Annotated in this window: 24 protein-coding genes and 4 pseudogenes; 21 read left to right on the top strand and 7 right to left on the bottom strand. The window is 33.5% G+C overall.

Going from position 1 to position 23,555, the window contains the following annotated elements:
- The first annotated feature begins 381 nt into the window (after positions 1–381).
- From ACZLO7_RS15740 to ACZLO7_RS15730, 3 genes are all read left to right on the top strand, one after another.
- Positions 382–774, top strand: a complete 393-nt coding sequence (locus tag ACZLO7_RS15740; RefSeq protein ID WP_464940771.1) for a YjdJ family protein — start codon at positions 382–384, stop codon at positions 772–774.
- A 181-nt stretch (positions 775–955) separates the two neighbouring features.
- Positions 956–1,258 carry a hypothetical protein gene (locus ACZLO7_RS15735; RefSeq protein WP_464940772.1) on the top strand — a complete coding sequence of 101 codons (303 nt, stop codon included), beginning with the start codon at positions 956–958 and terminating at the stop codon, positions 1,256–1,258.
- A 218-nt stretch (positions 1,259–1,476) separates the two neighbouring features.
- Positions 1,477–1,854 (top strand): SET domain-containing protein, encoded by a 378-nt coding sequence (locus ACZLO7_RS15730; RefSeq protein ID WP_464940773.1) that lies wholly within the window; start codon positions 1,477–1,479, stop codon positions 1,852–1,854.
- Between the two features lie 204 nt (positions 1,855–2,058).
- Here the strand turns inward: ACZLO7_RS15730 and ACZLO7_RS15725 are convergent, their stop codons facing one another.
- Positions 2,059–2,172 (bottom strand): hypothetical protein, encoded by a 114-nt coding sequence (locus ACZLO7_RS15725; RefSeq protein ID WP_511261348.1) that lies wholly within the window; start codon positions 2,170–2,172, stop codon positions 2,059–2,061.
- Between the two features lie 434 nt (positions 2,173–2,606).
- On the opposite strand from ACZLO7_RS15725, the gene ACZLO7_RS15720 reads away from it, so the two are divergent.
- From ACZLO7_RS15720 to ACZLO7_RS15710, 3 genes are all read left to right on the top strand, one after another.
- The gene (locus ACZLO7_RS15720) at positions 2,607–3,314 is read left to right on the top strand and encodes a DNA alkylation repair protein (protein WP_464940775.1); all 708 of its coding nucleotides are present in this window, start codon (positions 2,607–2,609) and stop codon (positions 3,312–3,314) included.
- Between the two features lie 285 nt (positions 3,315–3,599).
- Positions 3,600–4,034: a cell wall hydrolase gene (locus tag ACZLO7_RS15715; protein ID WP_464940776.1), complete on the top strand. Its 435-nt coding sequence runs from the start codon at positions 3,600–3,602 to the stop codon at positions 4,032–4,034.
- Between the two features lie 483 nt (positions 4,035–4,517).
- The gene (locus ACZLO7_RS15710; RefSeq protein WP_464940777.1) at positions 4,518–5,084 is read left to right on the top strand and encodes a DUF4256 domain-containing protein; all 567 of its coding nucleotides are present in this window, start codon (positions 4,518–4,520) and stop codon (positions 5,082–5,084) included.
- A 322-nt stretch (positions 5,085–5,406) separates the two neighbouring features.
- On the opposite strand, the gene ACZLO7_RS15705 is transcribed toward ACZLO7_RS15710, so the two are convergent.
- The 4 genes from ACZLO7_RS15705 to ACZLO7_RS15690 all read right to left on the bottom strand — a co-directional run bounded on the left by ACZLO7_RS15705 (position 5,407) and on the right by ACZLO7_RS15690 (position 7,992).
- Entirely contained in the window at positions 5,407–5,583 is a 177-nt protein-coding gene (locus ACZLO7_RS15705; protein WP_464940778.1) for a hypothetical protein, read from the bottom strand.
- An 86-nt stretch (positions 5,584–5,669) separates the two neighbouring features.
- Positions 5,670–6,536 carry a type II toxin-antitoxin system SpoIISA family toxin gene (locus tag ACZLO7_RS15700; RefSeq protein ID WP_464940779.1) on the bottom strand — a complete coding sequence of 289 codons (867 nt, stop codon included), beginning with the start codon at positions 6,534–6,536 and terminating at the stop codon, positions 5,670–5,672.
- Positions 6,537–7,229: 693 nt separating this feature from the next.
- Positions 7,230–7,442: a helix-turn-helix domain-containing protein gene (locus ACZLO7_RS15695; RefSeq protein ID WP_464940780.1), complete on the bottom strand. Its 213-nt coding sequence runs from the start codon at positions 7,440–7,442 to the stop codon at positions 7,230–7,232.
- A gap of 13 nt (positions 7,443–7,455) precedes the next feature.
- Positions 7,456–7,992 carry a DUF2975 domain-containing protein gene (locus tag ACZLO7_RS15690; protein WP_464940781.1) on the bottom strand — a complete coding sequence of 179 codons (537 nt, stop codon included), beginning with the start codon at positions 7,990–7,992 and terminating at the stop codon, positions 7,456–7,458.
- A gap of 223 nt (positions 7,993–8,215) precedes the next feature.
- Here ACZLO7_RS15690 and ACZLO7_RS15685 point away from each other — a divergent pair.
- The 4 genes and pseudogenes from ACZLO7_RS15685 to ACZLO7_RS15670 all read left to right on the top strand — a co-directional run.
- Positions 8,216–8,419: pseudogene (locus ACZLO7_RS15685) on the top strand (tyrosine-type recombinase/integrase); the annotation flags it as partial.
- An 83-nt stretch (positions 8,420–8,502) separates the two neighbouring features.
- A complete protein-coding gene (locus ACZLO7_RS15680) occupies positions 8,503–8,637 on the top strand; it encodes a GrpB family protein (protein ID WP_464940800.1) in 135 nt (44 codons plus the stop codon).
- Between the two features lie 394 nt (positions 8,638–9,031).
- Positions 9,032–9,856, top strand: a pseudogene (locus ACZLO7_RS15675) (MerR family transcriptional regulator).
- A gap of 80 nt (positions 9,857–9,936) precedes the next feature.
- Positions 9,937–11,079, top strand: a pseudogene (locus tag ACZLO7_RS15670) (agmatine deiminase family protein).
- 458 nt (positions 11,080–11,537) lie between these two features.
- Here the strand turns inward: ACZLO7_RS15670 and ACZLO7_RS15665 are convergent.
- Entirely contained in the window at positions 11,538–12,413 is an 876-nt protein-coding gene (locus ACZLO7_RS15665; RefSeq protein ID WP_464940782.1) for a LysR family transcriptional regulator, read from the bottom strand.
- A 132-nt stretch (positions 12,414–12,545) separates the two neighbouring features.
- On the opposite strand from ACZLO7_RS15665, the gene ACZLO7_RS15660 reads away from it, so the two are divergent.
- From ACZLO7_RS15660 to ACZLO7_RS15610, 11 genes and pseudogenes are all read left to right on the top strand, one after another.
- The gene (locus ACZLO7_RS15660) at positions 12,546–13,790 is read left to right on the top strand and encodes a hydroxymethylglutaryl-CoA lyase-like TIM-barrel protein (RefSeq protein ID WP_464940783.1); all 1,245 of its coding nucleotides are present in this window, start codon (positions 12,546–12,548) and stop codon (positions 13,788–13,790) included.
- The gene (locus ACZLO7_RS15655; RefSeq protein ID WP_464940784.1) at positions 13,787–14,761 is read left to right on the top strand and encodes an AEC family transporter; all 975 of its coding nucleotides are present in this window, start codon (positions 13,787–13,789) and stop codon (positions 14,759–14,761) included. The genes ACZLO7_RS15660 and ACZLO7_RS15655 overlap by 4 nt, the downstream gene beginning before the upstream one ends.
- Before the next feature lie 546 nt (positions 14,762–15,307).
- Positions 15,308–15,634 (top strand): metalloregulator ArsR/SmtB family transcription factor, encoded by a 327-nt coding sequence (locus ACZLO7_RS15650; RefSeq protein WP_464940785.1) that lies wholly within the window; start codon positions 15,308–15,310, stop codon positions 15,632–15,634.
- Positions 15,621–16,319: an SRPBCC family protein gene (locus ACZLO7_RS15645; RefSeq protein WP_464940786.1), complete on the top strand. Its 699-nt coding sequence runs from the start codon at positions 15,621–15,623 to the stop codon at positions 16,317–16,319. The genes ACZLO7_RS15650 and ACZLO7_RS15645 overlap by 14 nt, the downstream gene beginning before the upstream one ends.
- 48 nt (positions 16,320–16,367) lie before the next feature.
- A pseudogene (locus ACZLO7_RS15640) lies at positions 16,368–16,710 on the top strand (LysE family translocator); the annotation flags it as partial.
- Positions 16,711–16,880: 170 nt separating this feature from the next.
- Complete coding sequence (locus tag ACZLO7_RS15635; protein ID WP_464940787.1) at positions 16,881–17,627, top strand: nucleotidyltransferase domain-containing protein; 747 nt, start codon at positions 16,881–16,883, stop codon at positions 17,625–17,627.
- Positions 17,628–17,891: 264 nt separating this feature from the next.
- Positions 17,892–18,329, top strand: a complete 438-nt coding sequence (locus tag ACZLO7_RS15630) for a GNAT family N-acetyltransferase (RefSeq protein ID WP_464940788.1) — start codon at positions 17,892–17,894, stop codon at positions 18,327–18,329.
- A 149-nt stretch (positions 18,330–18,478) separates the two neighbouring features.
- Complete coding sequence (locus tag ACZLO7_RS15625) at positions 18,479–19,045, top strand: GNAT family N-acetyltransferase (protein WP_464940789.1); 567 nt, start codon at positions 18,479–18,481, stop codon at positions 19,043–19,045.
- A 204-nt stretch (positions 19,046–19,249) separates the two neighbouring features.
- Positions 19,250–20,476: an eIF2A family protein gene (locus tag ACZLO7_RS15620; protein ID WP_464940790.1), complete on the top strand. Its 1,227-nt coding sequence runs from the start codon at positions 19,250–19,252 to the stop codon at positions 20,474–20,476.
- A gap of 318 nt (positions 20,477–20,794) precedes the next feature.
- Positions 20,795–21,634, top strand: coding sequence for a YitT family protein (locus ACZLO7_RS15615; protein WP_464940791.1), 840 nt, complete (start codon positions 20,795–20,797; stop codon positions 21,632–21,634).
- 680 nt (positions 21,635–22,314) lie between these two features.
- Entirely contained in the window at positions 22,315–22,875 is a 561-nt protein-coding gene (locus ACZLO7_RS15610) for a GNAT family N-acetyltransferase (RefSeq protein WP_464940792.1), read from the top strand.
- A gap of 143 nt (positions 22,876–23,018) precedes the next feature.
- Here ACZLO7_RS15610 and ACZLO7_RS15605 read toward each other — a convergent pair whose 3' ends face one another.
- Positions 23,019–23,405, bottom strand: coding sequence for a ribonuclease HI family protein (locus ACZLO7_RS15605; protein ID WP_464940793.1), 387 nt, complete (start codon positions 23,403–23,405; stop codon positions 23,019–23,021).
- Between the last annotated feature and the right edge of the window lie 150 nt (positions 23,406–23,555).

Raw genomic sequence — 23,555 nt, 5'->3', positions numbered from 1 at the left:
GATATATCAATTCTATTTTGTTGAAAGTTGGAAATTTTAAAAAAGAAATTAAGACTGAACTAATTATTTTTGTATTAGTTCAGTTTTTATTAAATAATGGTTTTCTAAAGGTTCTTCAACTAAATGGGCAGGTTACTACAATAAGCAGGAATGATTTTTGTTGATTACGAATGTAAAAATAGGTAAAAATTGGAACTTTTAATTGCTAAACTCGTTTTAATTATAAGCTGGTTAATGGAATAAGCAGAAAACAGTTTCAAAATAACGAAGAATACACTACAGAAGCAGTCTTAGAAAGTAAATTTCTAACGTCTAAAAATAGTATGTATTGAATAGTTTTATAATAGTTATCTTGGCAGGTTAATGTAAGAAGATAATCAGATGTTAATACAGCTAATTAAAGTAAATGTTCAAATAAAAACGAAAAATTATTACTTACAAGTGCATTTGAGGGTGATTGATTTGCTAAGGCTTTTAATTAAGTTTGGTACAGCCTCTATATTATTTTTCCTTTCTATTGTTGTTGCATGGTATGAAGGTAGTACAATCCTTGATAATCCATGGGAATGGAAGTATTCAACACCATTTTCTCGATTGCTTTATGGAGAAGTACATAGTGCTAGCGATATATTACAACTTGACTACTTTATATATGCAGCAAAATTTCAACCCACTTATCCAGTTATTATGGTGATAAGCATTTTATATTTGTTAATTCTTATTGGATATTATTCCAAAGGTATAAATGGTTTGCTTATTATCTATTCATTTTAGGTGGAGGATTATCTTTTCTTAGTTATTTTATTTATAATTCTCCTACATTAGGTGGGAAGATTCTTTTCTCTATTTGTTTTGTGAGTGGTGTTCTATGTTTAGCAACTGCCACGAAATCTTACTTTCAGATTTTTAATCGTAACACGAATGTATTACAAACTAATTATTAGGAGGTTTTTATATGAAAGGGAAATTAGTTTTAACACTTGGTTTTGCAGGAGTTTTAGCAGTATCAATCAGTTTTGCGAAAGGCTTGCAAAAGACAGAAGCATCAGCAGAAGTTTCCTCAAAACAAACAGATACATTCAAACTTGTTGTTACTAAAGAGGAACAAGACCGAAGAGAAGGTATAGTCGCTGAAGGAAAAGATGTTACCACAGGAATAACAGTAAAAGAGCAAAATATGGTGGAAAATAGTTCAGCACAACAAGGATTTTTTTCACAAAAAAATGGGCCAGGTTTCTATTTTACTAAAGAAAAATGAATATCAATTTATAACTCACTACTTTTCACTAAAGGGGGCGATAATCCAAGGAGGATTATCGCTCCTTTTTGTTGAGCTTATTGTACTAACTTGGCAGCTTTCTTGTTTAAAGTACATACCTTAAGACAATTTGGAGTCTCTTTTCTAAATAAAAGAGCTCAATGTTCAAATTAATGTTATAGTTAAAAGTATATTTTAAAAGTGAGTAGGCGAACAACATGATTGAGGTAAAAACATCTCCACTAAGTGATGGAGAATTCAATAGAGGGGTATTTGCTACATGTGATATCAAAAAAGGAGAACTTTTACATGAAGCACCTGTCATTTCTTATCCAAACGACCAGCATCAATACATTGAGCAAACCATACTAGCTGATTACGCTTTTGAGTATGGGATAAAGCATTCAGCTATCCTTCTTGGTTATGGAATGTTGTTTAACCATTCTTATGAACCTAATGCAAATTATGAGATTAATTTTGGAAATCACACATTTGACTTCTATGCTTTTACAGATATAAAAGCAGGAGATGAGATTCTAATCAATTATAATGGCGATGTTGATGACAAAGAACAACTATGGTTTAATCAGGACTAAAAGGATAGCAAATAAATCAGAACTTTGCCTTTAATCGAAAGTACCTAGCTTGTTAATGAACCTTAAACCAGTTAGGTATTGATGAAAAAGGTAAGGTCTGTATTATTGAAGCAAACTTAACTCCTACTGTTTCAATGTTTTATTCAACTAAAGGTGTGAAATAGTAAAAAGGGCAGCTCCATTTGAGACGTTGCCCTTTTTGAATTAAAAGTTCTTTTGATATAACTCGTACCTTAACCTTCCGCTATGTTGAGCGGTTTCACTTTTCTTGTGTCCGATCAGACTTTGAATAACTTCAATAGGTGCTCCATTGTTCAACAAATAAGTAGTATAGCTGTGTCTAAGTTGGATCTCTTTATTAATTCCTGCATGAAAAATAACCTTTCCTTATCGCCTTTTCCGCTTACAATTGCAGAACGATTAGACCAATTAATGTTGTTCTAAACCATATGTGAAAACTATAATTAAAAAAACAACTACTGCATAACCAATTACGTCAACCATCAATTTGCCTCTCTTATTTTCCAATTATAAACCTGTTAACTTTATAGACTTTTCTTGTTCAACTAATCTCCCCCCGTTAGAACTATAAGTTCAACAAAAAAAAGCGTTAATCCTTCTTGGATTAACGCACAGCGTTAGCATACCATGTTCACACCTATATTGCTCCGAAAAACTCGTATATGTTAAGAAGGGTTTTTACAGGATAATTGTAATGGGGTAAATCTCTAAAAAGAAAGAAGTGCTAAACGATGAATTTACAAACTGTTATCCAGGAGCTTGAAGCCCTCGGAAAGGAACGAACAAAAAAAGTGTATATATCCAATGGAGCACACGAACCGCTGTTTGGCGTGGCTACAGGTGCGATGAAGCCAATCGCCAAGAAAATAAAAATAAATCAACCTTTAGCTGAAGAGCTATATGCCACAGGGAACTACGACGCAATGTACTTTGCAGGCATTATTGCAGACCCAAAAGCAATGACTGAGTCGGATTTTGACCGTTGGATAGATGAGGCATATTTTTATATGCTGTCCGATTATGTGGTAGCAGTAACTTTAGCGGAAGCAGATATTGCACAAGACGTTTCTGATAAATGGATTGCAAGTGGTGAAGAGCTTAGAATGTCAGCGGGCTGGAGTTGCTACTGTTGGCTTTTAGGGAATCGCTTAGACGTTGAATTTTCGGAAAGCAAGATTACCAATATGATTGAAATTGTGAAAAATACGATTCACATTTCGCCAGAACGAACGAAAGTTGCTATGAACAACTTCCTATATACCGTAGGGATTTCGTATTTGCCGCTCCATGAAAAAGCGGTCGAAACTGCTAAGGCAATAGGTCCAGTAGAAGTAAAAAGGGACAAGAAAAAAAGTAGTTTCCTACACGCTTTTGAAAGTATTCAAAAGGAAGTAGATAAAGGGAGGCTTGGTTTCAAACGCAAATATGTGAGATGTTAACAATAGCCTAAACAATCTTCAATTATCGAGAGTGTTGAACCAAGAAGGATAGATGCTCTTTTTTATAGAACTTGTTGAACTATGTGTGCTTGAGTAGAAGATCCTTGAGCTGTTCAGGCAGCTCTTTTTTTATGCAACTATAAGGCAGTATAGTTGAATAAGAAAAAAGAATCCATAGTATTCATCTTACTTAAAACAGTAACCATTAAAAATTAAGCATTCTTATTTTATAAAAAATGACATCAATGTAGGTTTTTTTTCATATTATATTTTTGGGGTGGAAAAATGACAAGAGTTAAATACCGAGATTCAGACATTGATTTAATGGCAAGGATGATGAGAGCTGAAGGCGAGGGTGAAGGAAATCAAGGGATGTTATATATTGGCAATGTAATTGTTAATCGTGCTATAGCAGATTGTTTAGACTTTAAAGATGTAAGAACAATTAACGATGTCATTTATCAGGTACAAGGAGGGAATTTTTCTTTTGAAGCTGTTCAGAAAGGGAATTTATTTTATCAAAGAGCGAGACCTAATGAACAAAGATTAGCAAAACAGAATTTGGATTTTTGGAGACAACATCCAGCGAAATATGCCCTTTGGTATTTTAATCCATATGCTCCTTGTCCTCCAACATGGTACGATCAACCTTTTACTGGTCAATTTAAAAATCATTGTTTTTATGAACCAGCAGCTGGAACATGTGAAAGTGTTTATTAAGGGTAGGTTGTCTGGGAGTAATTAATTCTGAAGTTTTAGTTTAATTGAAATTTTGCCTTTTTAATGATATCGAGACAATATTTTTAGCCGTAGCTACTGGTTGGTATCTAACAATATTCATTCCAAATCCTGACCGTAGCCTTTTTTCTCAAACGTTGTTTTGGTGTACTTTTATCTTACGAAATAAAAAGGGAACATCCTGGTAACAGGTGTTCCTTTTTTTTATATCAAACATTTAGTAATAGTAATTTATCCAAGGAAGCAAGATTGTGAAATATTGTACTTAAACTAAATGGGGCGTTAATCCAAGAAGATTACGCTCTTTATTGTTGAACTCATCTTATTGTACTAACGGAGCAGGTTATTAAAGAATCAAACAAGGTTTTTTTCTTTGTTTTAATAGTTTGGAAATTAGCCTATAATTGTTTTTATATAAGAAGTACTTAAACCATTATAAGTAAAAACAATAAGGGGGAAACTAATATGACAACGAGAAATAAGGAGTTGCCACTAGAACAACGTGAGGAACTACTCAGAATTTTGAAAGCCCGTTTTGAGAAAAACATGAACCGCCATAAAGGTCTTGAATGGGCTAAAGTACAAGCTAAGCTCGAAGCTAATACTGAAAAACTGTGGTCGCTCAATGAAATGGAAGGAACTGGCGGTGAACCGGATGTTGTTGGCCATGATAAAAAGACGGGCGAATACCTTTTATATGATTGTTCTGCGGAAAGCCCTAAAGGTCGCAGAAGTGTTTGTTACGACCGTGAAGCACTTGAGTCAAGGAAAAAACACAAACCAGAAAATAACGCTATTGATATGGCAGCTGCCATGGGCATTGAACTTTTAACGGAAGAAAAATACCGGGAGCTGCAGAAACTTGAAAATTTCGATTTGAAAACGTCGAGCTGGGTGCAAACACCTGCTAATATTAGAAAACTTGGCGGGGCAATCTTTTGTGATTATCGCTACGACACTGTCTTTGTGTACCACAATGGAGCAGAATCCTACTATGCTGCTAGGGGCTTCCGTGGCTCGTTAAGGGTCTAAAGTATTTAGGTTACCTAACAAAAGATCATTTGGACCACCACTTAGATTCTTATAACAGTAGGATAGTATTCACAGGATGCTAAGTGTTATTTTTTTGAGAGCATTCTTATCCAGTGCTCATTTTCCTTTTGGACAGGGAATGTGATGTTCTTTGCAATGCAGGGGCGTTTATTCGGATTTCGTGGTGGCGTCAAGTTTGAAACACTTTTTTCTTTCACAGTACACCTTCACCTCTTATTTTGGCTTCTTCGTGTAGGATATGCGGTTTCTAAGAAAATAGCCAAAAAAAAGAGAAGGTATTATTTCTCACCTTCTCTAACGATTATAAGGATCTTTGAATGACAGCACGGTCTTCTGCTTTCATTCGTCCGATGGAACGATTCATATTAACGGTTGTTGGTCTTTTGTTTGGATTTCTTGGAGGCACATTTATACCATGTCGGGAAGTATTTCTAGTCTCCTCAGGATTTACTTCTTTATTTGGGGTTTTGACTGACATTTCTTCCACACTCCTTCTCTTCTATTTTCATCATAACATATAGCGTTTAACGTTTCCATCTTCTTCGTAGGGTTCTTGGCTGCTGATTAATCTTCATGTGTTTCTTCGCGTTCTATTGCCTCTATGAGTTCATCTTCATTCGATATGAGCCAATTATCCAGTGTATATAGCATGTTCAGTAGAAGTGATGCATCTGCACCAGTTACGTCTCCACCTTTTTTACTGGATATGACAAAGAGGAGGTTATAATATTCACCGAAATATGGAAATAAAACATAAGTGCATTCTTTACCGATTATCTCTATGTTTTCCCCATCTTTCAATGTTTTAATCACTTGTCGTTTTCTCATACCGACACCACGGATGCTAAAATCATGCTCTTCCCGAATTATTTCATAAACATTCTCTATATTGGAAACAAATACACTGTCATCATCAGAAGACTGTACATAATACGAGTACAGATCCAATCCAAATGTTGATGTAAACGTCTTTAGGTATGACGAAACAAATTCCTCGTATTTCTCAGAACTGAAATCAAATTCATCAAGCTGCCATTGTGCCTTGGATTTTGGCATCGTTTCATTGACTTTAATTAATTTCTCACTCAATTCAATAAAGGTGCCTCGGTTTTTATTGATGGTTTGTACCAATTCTTCTTGCTTTAATTCATTCGACATAAACTTAGTGATGTCTGGCGTTTGGTACACAAACAAATCGATAATAACGACACCGATTACAAGTGCAATCAACTCATTAATTCCATTGATCGTTATTGAACCAAAAGTCCACAGTGAAGCCCCAATGATAACAATATAACTGTAGTATATTTTTCTGATTCCCGTACGATGTTTTAGGTAAAATTCACGATTCCATATGTACAAGACTACACTGCTAGCTATTCCCACAAGCAATATTAGTAGGGTTAATACAGTATATAGGTTAACTTCCAATAAAATCCCTCCCAACATATTATTATACGCCATATCTTCCAATTAGTTTAATTGTGTAATGTGAGAGTGGCTTATTTAAGGCGTGATTTTAGATAGTTAATGAGCATCAACAGATTGATCCTCTCGTAGGTATTATACGAATAGGACAATTTTTTGGTGGAGTTATCTTAATTAGTTTTGGGATTGTTTAATTTTATGTAAAGTAGTAATAAATAAGAATTTTAATCTTTTACTAAAATATTGTGAATGAAATCAATTAAACAAAAGGGTGCAAGAGTTGAAGATCCAGCTGCCGAAGTCATAGGCAGCTTTTCTTATTGGGCTAGCGAGGCAGTATTGGGCAAAGTGAAGAATACACAGATGAAAATAAAAGTAGAGGTACATATCAGCCGGTGCGGGTAGACACAGAAAACCTTTTATTAGACCTAAAGAAATTGTAGAAAGTATACATTTCTTAATCAAGTAACGAGGCAGCATTCCTGTTTGAAAGATGTTCAGGGTCTTGAAAGAAAAAGAGTCCTATGATGCTGAGTGTCAACGACCATTGACCCAACATCTACAAGGAAGACTCCTAAATACATTCTAAAATGAATTACTGATAATACACTCGACGTTGGTATAGACATCGCGAAGCGCGTTCATTTATTATTGTGCAATATTGCGGAATAGTTGAAAACTGACATATAACAATTGTTATATGTCAGTTTTCTCTTCATATTCGAGTATATCACCAGGCTGACAATTTAATGTCTGGCAGATTTTTTCTAATGTGGCAAAGCGAATACCACGCGCTTTATCCGTTTTTAGTATTGATAAGTTCGCTTGAGTAATTCCAATTTTTTCCGCTAATGCTTTTGAAGAAATTTTTCTTTCAAGCATTACTCGATCTAGATTAATTTTTATCATTAGGAGCTCCCACCTAAATCATATTGTTAGAATCTTCTTGTAAAGATATGCCGTGTTTAAAAACTAAATAAAGCGTATAAACGATGGATAACAAAAGTATGTTTACTAATAAACTTGACCAAGAATCTGAAAAGATATAACCGACATTGTACGCATGTACTTGAGCAAAGAACAATTGACTAACGATGTTCAAGACGGTAAAGCTAGTAATCGAGATTAAGATTAATTTTAGGTGTGTAAGATTTCGAGAAACAAAGAAGTGTTGTTCGTAAATATTACCAATTATTTTATGTAGAGCGTACATAATGATAAACAGACAAGCAATGATTGCTAGAGCAATTAAGCAAGAAAATAATAAAAACCATACTGATGGGTTTGTGCTTGAGTTTAAATCTGCATACTGTAGCAATTGTTTTTTGACTCCGTTTGATACTAACAATAAAGCTCCAGACGCAAATAATAGTATTAATCCAACAAACGCAAATAAAAATTGAGCAATTAGCGACATAATTGATAAAAATTTTAGAACGGTCTTTGTAAAAATATTCATTATAAATTTCCTCCTCACTTTACATATTATTCTAAAACAATAAAGTGTTATCGTCAAACAATAATTTTTTTATAATTTTTTTAAAAGAGATTCCTGACGTATAGAGGAGAGTGAAAGACGTATGTTATTATCCTAAGCGTGGAAAAGTATCCCTTTTCCAATATAGTATTTTGTCTTGTTGGGGTTTTTCAATAACGTTGATATGGTTGAATTTAGTACAGATAAGTTAAAAGAGCCGAAATTAGGTAAAAGGATTCTTAAGTTTCTCTCTGAATTGGAAATTGAACCTCTAAGGGAAGCTTGCCAATGGAGAATGCGCTATTTTATGTATTCGACTGGATGTCGAATTAGGGAAGTTGTAAGATTAGATCGTGATGATATTGATTTTCGAACGAATTCAATCATTGTACAAGGTAAAGGTGATAAATAAAGGAATCTACATATCTTTCAAATCAAAAGTGAACACATAAAAACTCATTTAGATTTTAAAGATACTTGATAAAGAACCCTGTGGGAGCTAAAAAGTATGGAGAATTGAAAATCAACTTAGCAAAACAGTTTCCTAACGAACATCATAAGTATCAAGATGGAAAACAGCAGTTGGTTAATGAATTAGCCGATAAAGCGAAAGAATGGGCGTCATAGAGAAGGTTTTCTTATTAAAGTAACGGGTGTGTTGATCGAAGAAGGATTAACGCTTTTTTGTTGAACTTCTGTATTCGCTTTCCCACTTTAGACCCTTTAATTTTTGAAGTTGGATTCTTCTGTATGTAGCCTTCTTCATGAGACCAACGAAACAAAGATTTCATAAAGCGAATTCTATGTGATAGGATGGATGGTTTTAAATGCTTAAAGATATTCTTTAAGTAGATTTGTTTCTAAATTGTTATTTCCACATCCTCAAAATAATTAATTTGTAATGATGCTTGGAATCGGTGTGCCTTCAATTCGTTTGTCAGATTCAAATGCTTCCAATGCTTTCAAGACGATATACCACCGATTCTGCCCCCAAAAACATCACACAAAGTAAAGGAGAATTATGTACACAATCAGCAGATTTTCACAACTTTGCAAAATGAGTGCACGCATGTTATGACATTATGACAAGGAAGAACTTTTGAAACCAGTTCATGTAGATACTACAAACGGGTATAGATATTATGAGAAGAGTCAATTAGAAACGGCATTACTAATCAAGAAATTGAAAGAATATAGATTTTCCCTTCCTGAAATTAGAACAATCCTCCAGTCGTCAGACAGTTCATTGTTAATAGAAATGATACACGCGAAAATAAATGAAATATCAAAAGAGATGAGTCGATATAGACAGATCATTACAGAAATGCATGAGATGATCGAAAAAAATGAGGATTTAATACAAGGAGAAAGAAAATCGTATGATATATTGCTTGGAATGCGAAACGAGATCAGAGTCGTAAGTCAAAGATTACAGATTAAAATTGATGACATGGACAAGTACATTGATTCCTTTTACGATAAGGCTAAAGAGAGTAATATTCAGTTACTTGGTGTTCCGTCTGTCATTTTTTTTGATCAAGAGTTTACCCCTGACCACTGCGATATTGAATTAATGATTCCGATCTTTCATAGGAATGACGAAAAAATATCAAGGGAATGGCAAATAAAAAAACTCCCACAAAAGATTGTTGCTACTACCTTGCATATCGGAAGTTATGACTATATCGGATACGCACATCTGGCACTTGAAGAGTGGGCAGAAAGCAATGGCTACTGCATGGATGGTCCGCCTTATGAAACCTACTTGAAAGGTTCAGAATGTGACTGTCATGTAGAGGAGTATGTGACGCAAATTAGCCTTCCCGTCATCAAAAAAGAAACGTAATAATTGCTTGACTTTGACACTATGTCAAAGCTTATTCTACTTCCAAGAGAAAGCTATCACAACTAAAGGAGATCTTGGGTATGAAAAAGATAATTGTACTTTGCACAGGGGCTGTATTAACGGCTGGAATCATAATGGGGGGGTGTAATCCAACTAAAGGTGAGGGGAGCCAATTCGTGAAAAAACAGCACGTAGGTAAATACACAATGCCTGATGAAAGCAGCAAACATGAAGGTACGTGGTTGCAATGGCCTCATTCCTTTACATATGGTAAAGGCTATGAAAAAAAGGTTGAACCAATTTGGATTGAGATGACAGCTGCCCTTAGTGAAGGAGAAAATGTTCATATTATCGCATATGATGAATATGAAAAGAACTATATTAATGATCTTCTGTATGATGAGGGCATAAATATGGACAAAATTGATTTTTATATTGTTCCTACTGACGATGTATGGGCAAGAGATACAGCACCAATTTTTGTATACGATAAAGAAAACAATCTGAAACTCATGGATTGGGGATTTAATGGATGAGGTAAGAAAACGCTATACAAAAAAGATACATTAATACCAAGTGTTCTTAGCAAGCAGTTAGATATGGAACGAATTAATCTAAATAGTGTAGTACTTGAAGGTGGAGCATTTGAACTAGATGGTAATGGCACTTTTTTATCGACACGTAGTGCTGTTACTAATAAAAATCGAAACCCTAAATTATCAGAATCAGAAATCGAGGAGTATATGAAGGAGAACCTTGGTGCTATTAATTTTATTTGGATAGATGGAGTACCAAATCTAGATATTACAGATTTTCATATTGATGGTTTTGCAAGATTTCATGATAAGTCTTCAATCATTACAATGAAAAAAGATGATTTAGAAGAATGGGGTCTTTCTAATAAGGATATTAAAAAATTGATGAATGCAAAGAATGCCTTCGACAAGCCTTATCAGTATGTGTATTTACCAATCAGTAAAAATAACGTAATTTTAGATAACGGAAAAAATTTGGGGTATAAAGGTTCATATGTAAACTTTTATATTGGGAATGCAGTTGTATTAGTTCCGAATTATAATGACCCTAATGACAAAACAGCAAACGATACAATCCAAAAACTATACCCTAATCGTAAGGTAATTGGTATTGATGTAAGGGAACTTTATAAAGAAGGTGGTATGATTCACTGTGTTACACAACAGCAACCAGTCAATTTAAAGTGATAGAGTTTGTTACAGCGAATCACAACATAATTGACAACAATGCTATCATTACTATTCCATTTTCAATATTGTTTACTAAGCGATAGAACAAAAAGAATTGCTTCTACTTTGCCCCTAGGGATAGCTTTGTAGTTAGTATCCCTAATACACAAAATCTCGGTAAATCCTTAGCGTATAGAACACCGTTTCAGTATGTCACTTAGCTTATATTTACGATGATATCTTAGCGGTTGTAATTATTTTGTGAAAAGTTTGATTAAAATCATCGCACCTCTATAGATTTTTTAGAGGTGCGATGATTTTTTATGGGATATTTATATTGATATTACTATAAAGATTATGAAGAAATATACTTAAATTTTTCAGATGAAATATAAAAATCGATGTAAACGGCCATAGGTCTAGTGATGAATTTATCGTGAATCATTGTATAAATGATTTGTTTTAATGTCCGTAATTTAATCAACTTCTAAGAAGCATTCTTTTGTGGTTTTGATAAACTTTTTTAGAGCATTCGTTGATGGAATATCATTTCTTTTAATAAACACGGTTGTAACATATTTATATTTTTCAGGAACATCATGATATTGCATTTTATTATCAGTATTTAGTTGCTTTGCAATTAGTTTGGATACTAAAGCAACACCAAGACCTGCTTTAACACAGCCCATCATTCCCTCTATCGTTCCGAATTCAATTTTTCGAGCAACAATGCCGTCTTCTTTTACCCATGTTTCTAACTTTCTTCTATATGTGCATCCACTTTTAAAAACTAAAATGGTTTTCTTTTTTAAATCTTTCAAGGAGTTAATAGGCGGATGTTCTTTATTTGAGATTAAAACTAATTCTTCTTCAATAAGTTTTTCTTGTAAGATTTTTGGTTGATCAATCGTATCTGTTATAAACGCTCCATCCAAATTAAACTTCAGTACCTCCTTTATTAGTTCTTCAGAAGAACCATTAATTAAAGATAAATCTACAAACGGATATAATTCGAGATAAGCTGTTATCACAGCTGGTAATCTTGCAATGGTAGTTATATCAGTCGCTCCAATACCAAGATGACCAGAAAGCAATTCGGGATCTTTTAAGTCATCTAGTACTTCTTTATGCAATTGGAGCATTTTATCTGCATATTCTAGGAAGCGCTCACCTTCTGATGTTAATAAAACTCCCCGATTTGTTCTAATAAGTAATGAAACACCTATTTCCTTTTCTATTTTTAACAATCTATTTGTTATGTTTGATTGAACATAATTTAATTCATTAGCCGCTTTGGTAACATTTTTATTATTTACAACGGCCCTAAAAATTTCTAGGTCTTTTATATCCATACCATCACTCCCCTCTATAAAAAAATTCTGATATCTAAAAAAAGGATTTCTACAATCACTTTCATTCATTTTACATGATGCCAAAGTCTGAATACAATAAAAATGTAAATATTTTGAATAGGAGTGTTAAAAATGGTAATTACATACCCAGCTAATCACAAACCAAGGTACGGAAATTTTGAAATAGAAGGTTTCTTAGACGAAACGCTTCGTGAAGGTGCAGAACGTTGTTTATTTACTGTTGATGAAGATGAGAAATACGAATTAATAAACAAGTTAATCGAAGCGGGAATAAGAGATATTATTGTTGGCTCTGGTCCAAAAGATCCTCAGCTAATTCGCAGATGCTTAGATGAAAAATTCAATAACCCAAATGCGCCACGAGATACGAAATTTAATTTTATTTTACTGCTTAATTCATGGGAACCTATTTATGAACAATTTAAATTATTCCCACGTAATTATCTTGAAGATATTTGCATCAGTTTTGGAATGGTGGAATACGGCGCAAAAGAACTTTTGTTAGAAAAGGTTTTTGATAAATTTAAGGCACTTGGTGTAAATTCTTATCGAGTAAGTCTAATTAATAATTTTTCTAAAGGTGTTGACGAGACTAAATATGAACAAATTTCAAACCAAATTAATAGATGCCTTAATTTAGGAATAAACACAGTTAGAATAAATGATTCACTAGGTGTACTTTATCCAGAAACTATGAGAATTCTAGCTGCAAATCTTGTTCATGATTTTCCTCAGGTGACTTTTTGTCTACATGCTCATAACGACAGAGGTTTAGGATTACAAAATGCGTTAGAATCTATATATGAAGGCTTTGACGTTATAGAAGGTGCAATTGCAGGTTATGGTAACCGTTCAGGTTTACCAGCAATTGAAGTAATTGAGCAAATTTTTAAAGAAAAAAATATTAAAATCAAGAACCTTACTCTAAAAACAGAAAAGCTTAATGAGGCAGCGAGTATAGCTGATAAGGTGTTTATGACTGTTCCTAATATCTACAGACCATTTAGCGGGCTTGTTGTAAATAAAGAGAATCTTGGCGTTTTAAATATTCCAGATTATCTAGGTGTCGAAAGACAAACGGATTATTTTTTAAATAATGTAGGACTTCATATAAATACTGTAAAGAAAACTTTAGAAGGTGCTGGTTTTTCTCAAGAATTAATTCATAATGAAGCATTTATTCAAAAAATTCTTGAACTAGTAGAAGAAAAAATGAATCGTATCTATCAATATAAAAGAGGAGAATTTAATGAAATAAACGAAAGAATTGTGGAATTTTATACTACAGATATAATGTCTGCTATTGATATTCAAAACATTGCGAAATCTTTTTCGTTTGAAGACGCATTGAAATGATAACCATATTAAACGTTGTACTGCCCATTTTCGCAATAATATTGTGTGGATATATAGCAGGTTCTACGGATATCGTTCCAAAAACTGGTGCAAAAACGTTAAATAACTATGTGTTCTATGTTGCGTTACCGGCATTATTATTTCTATCAACTGCTACATCACCTATTGAGCAACTTATGAATTGGCAATTTTTATTTATTAATTTAGGTGGAATTCTAGCAAGTTTTCTAATTGCTGTTCTTATTTCAAAATTAGTGTTTAAAAATAATATTATTTCTTCAGCAATTTACGGAATGAACACTTCTTACGGTACAACAGGTTATATGGGAATACCTTTAGTTATTGCTGCATTTGGAAGTGAAGCTGCATTACCGGCTGCTTTAGCTACCCTTATTCACAATATACCTGTTATAACAATTGTTTTACTCATTTGTGAATCAGCTGCAGTAATTAATGATTCGCAAGAAAGACAAAATAAGCTAAATACTCTATGGATGATTATTAAACCTGTTATCTCAAGTCCATTAACTATTTCTGTAATTGCAGGTATAACTATAGCTATACTAGATATAAATCTACCCGTCTCAATATTGACGTTTGCAGAATTATTGGCAGGTGCCTCTGGATCAACTGCATTGTTTGCAATAGGACTTGGGCTTGTAGGACAATCATACTTAATCAAAGAACTAAGTTCTAATAAATTAGAAGTAGGCATTATTATTTTCTTGAAGTTATTTATACAACCAGCTGTTACTTTCGTTTTAATTATGTATGTATTCGATGTAGAACCTTTATGGGCCGTCGTTTCATTAATAATGTCAGCTTTACCAGTAGGTGCAGGAGTTTTTATATTTTCGCAAAAATACGAGAAATTGATGAAGCAAACTTTAACAGCTATATTGATTTCAATTTTCATTTCTGTTATTACCCTATCAATTATCCTTGTATTTATCAGCAATAGTTTATTTTAATAAGATTTCAAAATGTCGCTTTTGTAAGATCTAAGGCGACATTTTCTTATTGATTTCAAAAGATGGATTATACGTTTCTGAAAAATGCGGTTCTTATATGAATTTAGGTTTTATGAGAGCAATCGAGTAAGAGGGTTACGCGATTAAATGGTTTTCGGATTGTTAGAAGGCTTTTAGTTTTTGTTACATGTATTGAGAAAGCCAAACAACAATGGAGAATTCGCTATTTGAATTTATATATTCGACTGGATGTCGTTTTGGGAAGTTGTAAGATTAGATCGTGACGATATTGATTTTCGAACGAATTCAGTCATTGTACAAGGTAAAGGTGATAAGAGGATGGATCTGCGCTTTTTTACACGAAATGGCCATGTTCTTGAATAAAGGTTAGTTGTTGAATGAAAATATTAGAAGATCTACCAAATTTGAAGTGTTTTTTTCTAAGGATAATAAATAATATTCTTCCAGAAAAGTATTTACATATTTTTTGTTATGTATATATTACATATAACCAAGTGGTTATATGTAAAGAGTGAGGGAATGATAATGCCAGATGTTTATCGAGCATTAGGTGATTCAACGAGGCGCCGTATATTAAGTATGCTCAAACAAGGAAACAAAACCCAAAAGGAGATAGTCGAAGCATTTGATATCTCTCAACCAGCAATTAAGAAGCATTTGAATATTTTATTGGAAGAAAGAATTATTTCGGAGAGCTTGAATGGGAAGTTTCGTATCTATTCATTAAATCTCAATACACTCCAAATAACCTACCATGAAATCCTTCAATACATCGGAGAACTACTTGATGATCAGCTCGTAAGTCTAAAAAATCATGTGGAAAAAGGAGCGTTTCGAGATGAAGATGATTAAGGATTCCATAAAGAGAGAAATTGTTGTTAATGCACCTTTGAAGCAAGTTTGGGATGCACTGACTAAGCCTGAGCATTTAAACAGATGGTATACAAAAAATGCTGAGATAGAATTTCGTATAGGTGGTAGAGGTTACATGAATCATGGCTGGGGGGCAACATCTGAGGGGGTATTTACAGAAATAGATACAATGAAAAGCTTTGTACTTCAGAGCCTTGATGGGGATTCTACTACCGTTACTTCTTTAGAAGAAGTTGAAAATGGTATTCATGTGAGTATTGAATATCAAGCTTCCTTTATTGGTGAAATGAATCAATATACAAAGGAAAATATGTTGTTTGGTACCAGTCAATTCTTAGAAAATCTAAAGAGTGTCTATGAAACTAGTACTGATGAGCGTGCAAAGTTTTGGAAAGCATGGATTGGTATTGTACACACTACAAACGAGACGAATAGCGGTACAAGGGTTTTACAGGTGAAGGAAGGTTCGGTAGCTGCAGCTGCTGGAATTAAATCTGAAGATATTATAGTGGAGATCGACGGAGAAAAAATTGGAGGATATGAATCATTTGAAAGAACATTGAATGAAAAAACTGTTAATTCTACTGTTACCTTAACAATAGTAAGAAAAAGTGAAGAGTTACGGGTAAAATGCTTTGTAGATGCTTATCCTGTACCTTATTAATATTTAATGAAGAAGATGCAATCCTAATAGCATCTTTTTTGACAAAATGCTTTCCAGGCTTCATCCAATAAATTGAACATTAGAAAGATTTATATACAAGGACTTTTAAAAAGTCTTACGAATCCAAAAGTCTCTTTATTCTTAATTTCGTTTCTTCCGCAATAGATACAACAGCTTAAGGTACTATTCCTTTTATCATTTTAGGACGTACTTTTACAGCAAATGTATTATTGTGGTGTTTATTTGTTGCTTATTTCTCTTCGTATATTACTAAAAACTAAGAGGAAACCAAAAGGTAAGAATGATTCTAAATAAGGTAGCAGGAATGATTTTTATTGGTAGGGGGTTAAAGTTGCTTCAAACGGAAAGCTCCTCACACAAGTTATTTTAAAGCTGAACTAATTTTTGTATTAGTTCAGCTTTTATTTGTGATTAAATATATAATTTGGAATATTTGTGAAATAGAAGTATAGTATAAGTTAAATGTTAAATTATATATTCGTCAACTCACGAGACAGGGGAATGGAAATAAATACGTGAATTTAACCGGAGGTGATGATAATGGGAGATATGAACAAATTAAATCCAATTGATGCAGCACATCAATTTATCAACAAGTATTTTCCGAATTGTCAAGGGGCTGTGTTGGCAGGAAGTGTTGTCAGAGGCGAGGGAACAAATACTTCTGACCTTGACATAGTGGTATTTGATAACAGTTTAAATTCAAGTTATAGAGAGTCTTTAATAGACTTTGGGTGGGCAATAGAGGTTTTTGTACATAATTTAACGTCTTACAAACATTTTTTTGAACTCGACTACAAAGTTGCTAGACCTTCTATGCAAAGAATGATATTTGAAGGAATTATTTTAAAAGATGAAGGGATTTTACATTCAATAAAAGAAGAAGCCAAAGAGATTTTGGATAAGGGACCAGAAAGATGGTCAGAAGAAATAATTAAAATAAAGCGTTATTTTATAACGGATGCTCTTGATGATTTCATAGGTTGTAATAATCGTGCTGAAGAAATATTCATAGCAAACGCGTTAGCTGAGCTTATTCATGAATTTGTGTTGAGAACTAATGGACGTTGGATAGGGTCTTCAAAATGGATAATTCGCGCATTAAAGCAATACGATGAGAAGTTTACCGATGAATTTGTAGACGCATTTGATACATATTATAAAACGGGTGTGAAAAGTAAAGTTATTCAATTAAGTGAAATGATTATAGAACCATACGGCGGACGACTATTTGAAGGCTTTTCAATGGGAAACGGGGGCATTAGTAAAAAGGGGAGCGTGATTTAAACGCTGCCCTATATTAATTAAAAGTACTTTTGATAAAACTCTTTTATAAGTCTTCCGCTTAGTTGAGTGTTAATCCGAGTAGTTTCGCTTTTTTCATGCCCCATCAGACTTTGAATGACGGGTAAATGCCCTTCACCCTAAGACCTTGCGAAATCACTTGTTACTTCATTCATTTGACGTTTTTTTTGTGATAACGGGGTAGTTTTTGTATAAGAAAATATGATTGACTGTAATTTACAGGAAATTTAAAAAGGAGTTTTAACTTTGAGTACTTTAAAAATAAAAGAACTTAAATTACGTGATGAGATAATTGAGGCATTTCCAATTATGAGGCAGTTACGAACTCATCTTAACGAAGGCACTTATCTTGAATTAGTAATGGAAGCACAAGAAGTAGATAGATATAAAATGTTGGCTTTATTTGATGATGAGAAAATTGTGGCGGTTACCGGTTTTAAGCCAATGACAACACTGTATTATGGAAGATTTGTTTGGGTTTGTGATTTGGTTACGGACACTAATATACGATCAAAGGGATACGGTGAAAAACTACTTACATATGTTCATGAATGGGCAAAAGAAAATAAGTATGAAAGTGTTGCCCTATCTTCAGGATTGCAGCGTACAGATGCACACCGTTTTTATGAAGATAAGATGAATTATGACAAAGTAAGTTATGTGTTTAAAACACCTTTAAAATAAGTACGATATTAAACGAACGGGTGCTTTTGTTCAATTAGAGCAATTGCTTATTATGCTAACGGCAAAGGTGTGATGTCTTCTGGCTAATACATTTAATATAGGTAATACAAGTAGTTCTAGGAAAAGGTTAAAGAAGGGAAGATATCACATTGATTAAGAAGGAAAAAACAATTGATTGTATTTCAGAAACAGAAAGATTAGTAATAAGACCATTAAAAAATGCCGATTATCATAATTGGCTTAACGAGTTTAATAATAGATTTCCTTCTCAGCATAGACACGATATAGGGAAAATTGATATGAGTGAATGTACTGAGGAATGGTTTCATAATTTGGTGAAAAAACACCAGACGTTAGCATTAAGTGATACAGCTAACGTATTCGGTATCTTTCGGAAAATTGATGGTATACACTTGGGAATGGTAGACTTCTCCACATTAGAAAGAAATAATTTTCAATGGGGTAGAATCGGATACACCATTCATAATCAGTACTGGAGAAAAGGGTACGGAAAAGAAGCGGTAAAAGGTGCACTAAATATTGCATTTAAGGACTTGCAGTTTCATAGGATTGAAGCACATATAAACGTTGATAATACACCTTCTATAAATTTAGCAGAGAATGTAGGTATGGAATTTGAATGTGTTCGTAAAGAATTTATATATGAATATGAAGAGTGGACTGACCAACTGGTCTATTACATAAATGCTAAGTAATCCTTGTTAAACTAGCAAGGACGTTGATCCAAGACGATTACGCTCTATTTTTTTGAACTTATTGTACTAACGAGCAGGTTTTTTTAATAAGGAAAAGGTGCTTAACTTGTGTTCAACAAACGGGCCATATAGTTGAATAAGGATAGTTGTTATTAATTTGGGCAAAATATGATTTGTTAGATCTTTTTAGTAGGAGGGATTGATGTGAGAATTCGGATTTTATTACTCCTCACTCTCATCTGTTTTCATTTCTCGTCGATAGCAAGTGCAGAAGCCCCACTAACAGATGTATTTATTCGTGATCATCAGTTATGGCTCAAAAATGGTGGTAAAGAAATACAACTTACAAAGAACCGATATGTGTATTCTCCGAAATGGTCATATGACGGTCGTTTCATTGGATATATTGATGGTGATGAAAAGGGAGAAAAATCGAATTTATTCATTTATGATACAAAGGAAAAAGAAAGCTACCAACCTTACGAAAGGGTCGAAACATCTGACTTTAAATGGTCCCCAAACAAAAATCAGCTGGCCTACAATGATCAAGGTATATTAAATGTGACAAAAATAAAGAATGGCCGGCCGCAAGGATTTGAAAATGTCTCATTAGGCGTTAGTGGTTTTGAATGGTTTCCGAACGGGAAAGAATTTATTGTTTCCTCACAATCCAACTTACTTCCTACCGGATGGAGTCCAATCCCACTTTTTAGAATTCCAGTAAATGCAAATCTTGCTAAAGATAAAATAAAGCCTTTTTATACGATTCAAACTAAAGAACCTAACTTGTTTGGGATTGATGTCAATTATTTTAAGTGGAGTTCAGATGAGAAATGGGTTAGCTTTTTAGTTGTTCCTACAGCCTCTTGGTCCATGGACAGTAATACATTAAGTATTTTATCATCACGAGGAGAACACTTTCATGCAGTGGGGAAAATGTTAGGGGTTAAAGACTGGTTTAAGTGGGCTCCTTCTGCCAATCGATTGGCTTATATTTCAGGAGAAGGGAGATTTTTCGTTGAAAACAAGCAAATGACGATTGCAGAAATACCAACATTTAAAAAACAAAAAGAATACACACCTAAAGGATTTGTAGACCTTGATCTGGAATGGTACTCTAAAGATTTGGTAATTGTGGCTCGTGCGATAGAGAACAAGGAGTGGAAAGAAGGACCTGTACCAACTATGTTCACAACACTTTACTCAATAAATATAAGAACAGGAGAGCAAAAACAAATCTCATTTCCAGGGAAGGATGAACTTGACGTAGATCCTCAAGTTGTTGGACCTTACCTTACTTGGTTTCGAAAGAAGGCAGAGCAAACTAAAGGTGATGTATGGGTAAAAAATACTTTAAATGGTCAAGAGCATATTTGGCTTAAAAATGTAGATTACGCTCCAACGTTTTTTACACCGGAGCAAAGTCCCTAAGAATATGTTGAATAAGTTTCACTTTTCTTCTTCAACTAACGGGGTGCTATAGTGGGATAAGGAGATATAAAATAATCAATCACATTCATTTTAAAAGTGTATGAAAACTGGCAGGGGAGTAAGCCGAGAACGGTTAAAACTTTCAGAATTGGGCATACTAAATTAAAAACGGAGTTATAGTCAATGGGATATAAGGTTCAATAAAAAACAAATCCTGTATTAAAATAAGTAAAAGACTACTGTTCGATTTAAATGTTCCACGATATAATGGTGAGAGTTTGTTCCTAGTAAATATTTTTATAAGCAGTGAGGTAGTATATGAAAAAAAGAACCAAAGACATTATTTTTATCATTATTGGTGCATTTATTTTTGCGTTAGGTGTTAATTTATTTGTTATTCCGAACGAGCTTGGTGAAGGAGGAGTAACTGGTATCACAATTATTACCTATTATTTATTTGAGTGGTCACCAGGTTTAGTCAACTTAATTCTGAATGCATTTTTGTTAATAATCGGTTATAAATTTTTGAGTAAAGTAACAACGATTTATACGATTATTGCTGTAGTTTCTAACTCGCTTTTTCTTCATCTGACAGAAAGCTGGAATATTGCTTCTAATGATTTGATGGTAAATGCCATTTTTGGAGGGATATTTGTAGGGTGCGGGATTGGCCTAATCATTCGGGTTGGTGGAACAACAGCAGGTACTACCATCTTAGCAAGGATAACACAAAAGTATTTAGGATGGAGTATCAGCTATGGTCTATTGTTTTTTGATTTAATAGTTGCTTTTTCATCTTATTTCATCATTGGTGCGGAAAAGCTGATGTTGACAATCATTATGCTATATGTAGGAACGAAAGTAATGGAATTTGTAATCGAAGGCTTGAATCCGAAGAAGGCCATTACGATTATTTCTGATAAACCGGATGACATTGCCAAACAGGTGACTACATCAATGGACAGAGGGGTAACCGTATACTCAGGTCATGGTTATTACACAAAAACCCCAAAGGAAATTCTTTATATTGTTATTAGTAAGCAGGAAGTAATAAAGTTGAAACGGATTGTTCAATCTACTGATCCGAATGCTTTCATTGCTATACACGATGTACGTGATGTGTTCGGGGAAGGATTTATTGACATTTCCAAAGCTTAGTAAGAGGTTGTTTTAAAAGAGTTATAGTGGGTATTAGAAAGATATCTACCTGTTTGAATTACTAATCTACAGGCAGAGGAAGCCCTGTATTAATGTAAGTTGGACGGGGAAGGTACTGAACCTTACATAGTTGCTGGCAATACCACTTCAGATACAAAGAAGCACCACGCAACATTAATAATTTGTATTGTAGGTATCATGACTGAGAAGGGGGCTGCTAACGCGGTCTCCTTTTTTGATTACTAAAACATAAGGGAGAGACATTAGGAGCTAACGGAATTGTAGGGTGCAAAATGTGCTTTAAAAAAAGATTGATAATTTGTAATAAAGTTTGATAAAAATCACCTCTTTAGTTTTTAGAGGTGATTTTATATTGGATATTTATGTTAATATTGATGTGGAGATTGTGAAGAAACATACTTAAACTAGAGGAAAGTAGTTCATTTCAATAGGAAGCGGAAAGCGACATTAGCAAAGAGATTTATTTAACTACAATGATGTTGTTGAACATAAAAGAAAGATGGAAATTGTGCTTAGTTTATGAACACTCAGCTTTTCTTGATCAACTAAAAAGGGTGGTTAGTTGGACAAGGAGAAATAATTGAAGGTGTCGAATTACAAAATACAGGTTAATAAAAGGTATAAAGATGTTCCCAATATTAAGATGATAGAGGTGTGTTATGTTTACAAATGCTTATATTGAAACTGAAAGATTAATTATTAGGCCTTACCAACTCGATGATTTGGAGAGTTTATATAATTTGCAAAAAGATCCTGAAGTACACCGTTTTATTCCAGAACCAATTTATTCTTTGGAAGAAATGGAGAATATTATTAAGTGGAGTATAGATGCAAATAAAAAGAACAATGTAAATAATATTGTAAAATTCAATCTTGCCATAGTAGAAAAAGAATCTCGAAAATTAATCGGTTATTGTGGATTAGGACCGTTAGACTTTGCCCCTTCATCAACAGAATTATATTATGCTTTAAGACAAGATAAGTGGGGAAATGGATATGCTACAGAAGCTTCAAAGGCTCTTTTGAAATATGGCTTTTCAGTTTTACGGATAGAAAATGTTGTAACTACTGTTCATCCTGAAAATCTAGCCTCTATTCATGTATTAGAGAAATTGGGATTTCAATATAAGTATAAAGTTAAAGACATAGAAGTAGAATTTCAAGAATTTGAAGGTTTACTTTTCTTCTCTATGGCAAATCCGATTTTTCAAGTAAACTGATTAATAGTAAGTTTATTATCCTTTGTTGAAAAATAATTGCTGTTTACCAGAAATCTAAGAATAATATAAAACGCCATTCTTTTAGTATTTAATTTCACAAAGAATAGCGTTTTTTCTAATGTTAAGGATGATTAGCATAATTCTTATTTTTTTCTTAATGCTTCTTTTGCAAGTGTATCTGCTGCACGATTTTCCGAACTAGGAATCCATTTAATAAAAAATAAATCAAATTTCTTTGAAAGCTCGAGCGCTTCTTCCAAATAAGGTTTATATGCTTCGTTTTTTACATATTCCTTTTCAATAGAGGCGACGACAATTTTAGAATCAGAACGAACAGAAATAATACCAGTTGATAATTTGAATGCTTCTTTTAATCCGCGAACAAGTGCGATGAATTCCGCAGAATGATTATCACTTTCCCCAATAGACTCTCCAATTTTGATTAATTGACCTTCACCTTTTATAAAGATTCCTATTGCGCTAGGTCCAGGATTTCCAGCAGTTGCTGCATCAATATATAATTCAATCATTTAGTCACCTGCTACATTATATTTATTACTCTAGTATATTTGATGTAGCGAAATATGCAAAGATAAAGAAGGGGAATAGGACTAGTTTGAATAGCGTAAACTAAAAAGCAATTGTAGAAAGCAAATAATTGTAACTAAATGCTCCAAGTA

The organism is Viridibacillus sp. d25.2 (genome assembly GCF_055456015.2).
Note: the sequence above shows the minus strand (reverse complement) of the source record. Positions and strands in the feature narration are given on the sequence as shown.

What these genes read in the sequence shown, in the direction of transcription:
- ACZLO7_RS15740 (WP_464940771.1), top strand. Translation starts at nt 382, where the DNA reads ATGTTAATACAGCTAATTAAAGTAAATGTTCAAATAAAAACGAAAAAT.
- ACZLO7_RS15735 (WP_464940772.1), top strand. Translation starts at nt 956, where the DNA reads ATGAAAGGGAAATTAGTTTTAACACTTGGTTTTGCAGGAGTTTTAGCA.
- ACZLO7_RS15730 (WP_464940773.1), top strand. Translation starts at nt 1,477, where the DNA reads ATGATTGAGGTAAAAACATCTCCACTAAGTGATGGAGAATTCAATAGA.
- ACZLO7_RS15720 (WP_464940775.1), top strand. Translation starts at nt 2,607, where the DNA reads ATGAATTTACAAACTGTTATCCAGGAGCTTGAAGCCCTCGGAAAGGAA.
- ACZLO7_RS15715 (WP_464940776.1), top strand. Translation starts at nt 3,600, where the DNA reads ATGACAAGAGTTAAATACCGAGATTCAGACATTGATTTAATGGCAAGG.
- ACZLO7_RS15710 (WP_464940777.1), top strand. Translation starts at nt 4,518, where the DNA reads ATGACAACGAGAAATAAGGAGTTGCCACTAGAACAACGTGAGGAACTA.
- ACZLO7_RS15705 (WP_464940778.1), bottom strand. Translation starts at nt 5,583, where the DNA reads ATGTCAGTCAAAACCCCAAATAAAGAAGTAAATCCTGAGGAGACTAGA.
- ACZLO7_RS15695 (WP_464940780.1), bottom strand. Translation starts at nt 7,442, where the DNA reads ATGATAAAAATTAATCTAGATCGAGTAATGCTTGAAAGAAAAATTTCT.
- ACZLO7_RS15690 (WP_464940781.1), bottom strand. Translation starts at nt 7,992, where the DNA reads ATGAATATTTTTACAAAGACCGTTCTAAAATTTTTATCAATTATGTCG.
- ACZLO7_RS15665 (WP_464940782.1), bottom strand. Translation starts at nt 12,413, where the DNA reads ATGGATATAAAAGACCTAGAAATTTTTAGGGCCGTTGTAAATAATAAA.
- ACZLO7_RS15660 (WP_464940783.1), top strand. Translation starts at nt 12,546, where the DNA reads ATGGTAATTACATACCCAGCTAATCACAAACCAAGGTACGGAAATTTT.
- ACZLO7_RS15655 (WP_464940784.1), top strand. Translation starts at nt 13,787, where the DNA reads ATGATAACCATATTAAACGTTGTACTGCCCATTTTCGCAATAATATTG.
- ACZLO7_RS15650 (WP_464940785.1), top strand. Translation starts at nt 15,308, where the DNA reads ATGCCAGATGTTTATCGAGCATTAGGTGATTCAACGAGGCGCCGTATA.
- ACZLO7_RS15645 (WP_464940786.1), top strand. Translation starts at nt 15,621, where the DNA reads ATGAAGATGATTAAGGATTCCATAAAGAGAGAAATTGTTGTTAATGCA.
- ACZLO7_RS15635 (WP_464940787.1), top strand. Translation starts at nt 16,881, where the DNA reads ATGGGAGATATGAACAAATTAAATCCAATTGATGCAGCACATCAATTT.
- ACZLO7_RS15615 (WP_464940791.1), top strand. Translation starts at nt 20,795, where the DNA reads ATGAAAAAAAGAACCAAAGACATTATTTTTATCATTATTGGTGCATTT.
- ACZLO7_RS15610 (WP_464940792.1), top strand. Translation starts at nt 22,315, where the DNA reads ATGTTTACAAATGCTTATATTGAAACTGAAAGATTAATTATTAGGCCT.
- ACZLO7_RS15605 (WP_464940793.1), bottom strand. Translation starts at nt 23,405, where the DNA reads ATGATTGAATTATATATTGATGCAGCAACTGCTGGAAATCCTGGACCT.